Source organism: Anaerolineae bacterium (assembly GCA_014360855.1).
GTDB lineage: Bacteria > Chloroflexota > Anaerolineae > JACIWP01 > JACIWP01 > JACIWP01.
Map to the genome: position 1 here is coordinate 1 of JACIWP010000291.1, position 3,539 is coordinate 3,539.

Sequence of the window (3,539 nt, forward strand, 5' to 3'; positions counted from 1 at the left end):
CATGGTTCCGTGGGGTGGGGTGCGGGACGCGGTCGGACGCGCATCCCGCACCCTGGGCATCCGTTATTCCTCTACCGGCTCAAACATGTCCTTGGCGGCGCCGCACTCAGGGCAGACCCAATCATCGGGCAGGTCTTCGAAGGGGGTGCCGGGGGCGATGCCGGCTTCGGGGTCCCCTTTCGCCGGGTCATAGATATAGCCGCAGGCCAGGCATTCCCATTTCTTCATGTGTGCATCCTCCTGTTGTGATGGACGGGCGGTCTAGAACAAGCGGAACTTCTCTTTCTTGGCCTTGCAGACCGGGCAGACATCCGGCGGTTCCCCGTAGCCGGTATAGCCGCACACACTGCAGATGAAGATGTCGCGCGGCTCGATGTCTTTGCCGGCCTCCACCGCCTGCTTGGCCTCGGTGTACAGCGCGGCATGGATCTTCTCCGCTTCCAGCGCATACGTGGTACTCACCACGGCACCCTTCTCGTCCTGCGATTCCGCCACCACCCGATAGGCGGGATACATCTCTTCCACCTCGAAGGTCTCGCCGTCAATGGCGGTCTGGAGGTTGTTGGTGGAATGCCCAATGCCCCCCAGCACCCGCAGGTGGTTGGTCGCATGGACCCGTTCGGCATAGGCGATGGCCTCAAACAGTCGGGCGACGTTGTTGAAGCCCTCTTCCCGGGCCTTATCGGCGAAGATGGAGTACTTCATGTGGGCCATGCTCTCGCCGGCGAAGGCCGCTTCCAGATTGGATTTGGTCATCTTGCGCATACGCTTACCTCCTGTGCAATGTGTGAAATGCCTTCCTCCCCCTTCCGAAGCGCCCGAGTGCCTGTCGGGTTATCCCTCAAAGAACGGCTTCTCCGAGTCCTGGAAGTACCAGATCCCGCTGTCCGTCAGGAAATGCAGGGTGTTCTGGATGAGTTCATAATGCTGGCTCTCCTGATCCGCCAGGAAGCGGAAAACCTCCTGTGCGTTGCGGTCCGTACTGCGTTGTGCCGCATCGGAATACATGTGATAGCCCTTCTGCTCGAAATCCAGGGCAATGCGCAGAGCGGCTTCGTCGTCCGTGGCGGCTTCCAGCATGCGCTGTACCTGGCGCTTATCGGGGAAGAGTTGGAGGGAGGGATCGGGAGGGAGGCTTCGCCGCGCCTCGTCGAGGTCGACAAAGCCGCCGCCGGCGGTGACCTTATCATATTCCGCCTTGATGATGTGCAGATGCCCCAGCTCGTCGTTCGCCAGGCTCATGAACATCTTCTTGCCCTTGGGATCGCTCACCCGGCCGGCGGCCGCCACGTAAAAGTCGTAACCGTCCTGCTCGTTGACCATCGCCCGAATCAGAATGTCCAATGCATCCTGTAACTGCATCCTAGCGCTCCTTTCTGAATGTGAAAACGTATCAAGATGCCCAATGGCCGGTCTGAAGCAGTGCTTCGTAATTGAGCATCAACTGATTGAAATGACCGCGTTCCGCGCTGGCCAGCCAGCGGAACATCTGGCGCGCCTTCTCGTCCTGCGTCTCCTTCGCCATGCGGCGGTACAGCTCGTAGCTCTTGTGCTCCGCTTGAAGCGCAAAGATCAGGGCGTCAATATCGCTGGCCTCCGGATGGACGATTTTCTCCAGCAGGGCGGGGTCCTTGGGGAACAGTTCCTCATCCCAGCCGGCCGGCGCCTCTCCCATCTCCGGCAGGACCTCGCAGTATCCCTTCTGCTGGATGGCCGCCAACTGCTCCTCCAGCACGCGCAGATGGATGGCCTCATCGTCCGCCAGGGAGAGGAACATGGCGCGCCCCTTCGGGTCCGTGGTGCGCTCGGCCGCCTTGAGGTAAAAGGCACGGCCGTCCCGCTCAAGCTGCATCCCCATTTCGATCGCCTGGCATTCTGAGGATAGGTTCATAGGACGATTCCCTCCTGTCGCCGAAAAACTGTCAGAACCGCACTTCCAACTGTATCTGCCGGCCATCGCGCCAGACCACCACCGGCACCGACTGGCCAGGGGTCATCCGCTCCACCAGATGCTGGACATCATCCGCATTCTGGATGGAGTAGCCGGCCATGCCGAGGATCACATCGCCGACGCGGATGCCGGCCCGATCTGCCGGCGACCCGGGCGTCACCTGGCCGACGTACGCGCCCTGATAGACGCCCAAGCCGTACTTGGCGGCCACCTTGGCCGCGTCCGCCACAGAGGCTCCCAGCCTCGGCCGGCCGGCGCCGGCGGTGCCGGCGGACGAGAGGGCCTGCTCGATGAGCGGCCGGTTGAAGCCGACGATGACCTGACCGTTGATGATCAGCACGGGGACGCCGCGCTGACCGGAGACCTGGATCATCTCCTGGGCATAGGCGGGATTGCTGGTCACGTCCTTTTCCGTAAAGGGGATGCCCTTCTGCCGGAGAAATTCCTTGGCCTGCCGGCAGTACGGGCATGTCGGGGTGGTGTAGATGACAACTTCCATGGGCGTCATTCCTTTCCAGGATCGATCATGACAATATGGCGGGCACTAAATCAAACCGCTCGAAGGGCGGCATGATACAGGCGCCGGCACAGGCGCGGCGGGCACATTCCAGCATCTGGCGCGCATTCCCCAGCCCGACTGCCAGCGCCTCGGGGCCGGCGCGCTCCAGCTCAGCGATCAGGGGCGCCGGAACGGAAATACCTGGCACGCGCTGGTCCAGGAAGCGAGCATGCCGAACGCTCACCAGCGGCAGGATGCCGGCGATGAGGGGCAGGTGGAACGGCTCCATCTGCCCCGCGACCCGCGCCAGATGGACCGGCTCGAACAGCGGCTGGGTGATGACGAAGCCGGCGCCGGCCTCCACCTTGCGGGCCATTTTCCGCCGCTCCGTCTCCCACTGCGCCGGTCGCGGGTCCAGCACCACGCCGGCCAGCAGGCCGGCTTCCCGCGCCATGCCGATCAGATCGGGCACTTGTACATCGGTGACGGCCCTCGACTGCGGGTCATTGCTGAAGGAGATCGCATCCCCGCTCACAATGAGGACCGCCCGCACCCCCATGGCTGCCGCGCCCCACAGCATGCCGCGCGCCGCCACGCGATTGTGGTCCCGTGCATTCAGATGCGGGACATAGGCGAACCGGCCCGGGCATTCCTGCTCCACCAGGTGGGCCACCAGCAACGGGGTCATGCGCGCCCGCGCCATGGGACTGTCAGCGATGTTCAATCCGTCCACGGGCAGGCCCATCAGGTGACTGCAAGCCCGGCTTCCGATATCCGATTTTTCGCCGGCCGGCGGCACGATCTCGACATTGACCACGAACTGCCGGCCCAGCTTCTCCACCCAACGATCCTGCGGCGATGTATTCATCAATGCCTGTACTCACTATGCGACAGCGCTCCGCGCATCACGCCGATGCCGGCACGCCCGTCAGCTCTGGCATTATAACCGAATGCCTCATGATTGTCAATATTAATTTTCACTCTTTCGGTCAAAAATTTTGCACAATACTTTGTTCTTTATTGCCCCCAGACAAAGGAACACTGGGCACTGGGACGGCTGACCGGAACGCCGACGTTCCAGCCCCGTTC

General features: G+C 62.5%; 6 protein-coding genes. All 6 read right to left on the reverse strand.

Annotation, left to right across the window (positions count from 1 at the left end; translation table 11 throughout):
* Window positions 1-63 precede the first annotated feature (63 nt).
* Window positions 64-228, reverse strand: coding sequence for a rubredoxin (locus H5T60_12835; GenBank protein ID MBC7243314.1), 165 nt, complete (start codon window positions 226-228; stop codon window positions 64-66).
* Window positions 229-261: 33 nt separating this feature from the next.
* Window positions 262-765, reverse strand: coding sequence for a rubrerythrin family protein (locus H5T60_12840; GenBank protein ID MBC7243315.1), 504 nt, complete (start codon window positions 763-765; stop codon window positions 262-264).
* 69 nt (window positions 766-834) lie between these two features.
* Complete coding sequence (locus H5T60_12845) at window positions 835-1,362, reverse strand: ferritin family protein (protein MBC7243316.1); 528 nt, start codon at window positions 1,360-1,362, stop codon at window positions 835-837.
* Window positions 1,363-1,393: 31 nt separating this feature from the next.
* Window positions 1,394-1,891 (reverse strand): ferritin family protein, encoded by a 498-nt coding sequence (locus H5T60_12850; GenBank protein MBC7243317.1) that lies wholly within the window; start codon window positions 1,889-1,891, stop codon window positions 1,394-1,396.
* A 31-nt stretch (window positions 1,892-1,922) separates the two neighbouring features.
* The gene (locus H5T60_12855) at window positions 1,923-2,450 is read right to left on the reverse strand and encodes a PDZ domain-containing protein (protein MBC7243318.1); all 528 of its coding nucleotides are present in this window, start codon (window positions 2,448-2,450) and stop codon (window positions 1,923-1,925) included.
* Between the two features lie 25 nt (window positions 2,451-2,475).
* Window positions 2,476-3,318, reverse strand: coding sequence for a methylenetetrahydrofolate reductase (locus H5T60_12860; protein ID MBC7243319.1), 843 nt, complete (start codon window positions 3,316-3,318; stop codon window positions 2,476-2,478).
* Window positions 3,319-3,539 lie beyond the last annotated feature (221 nt).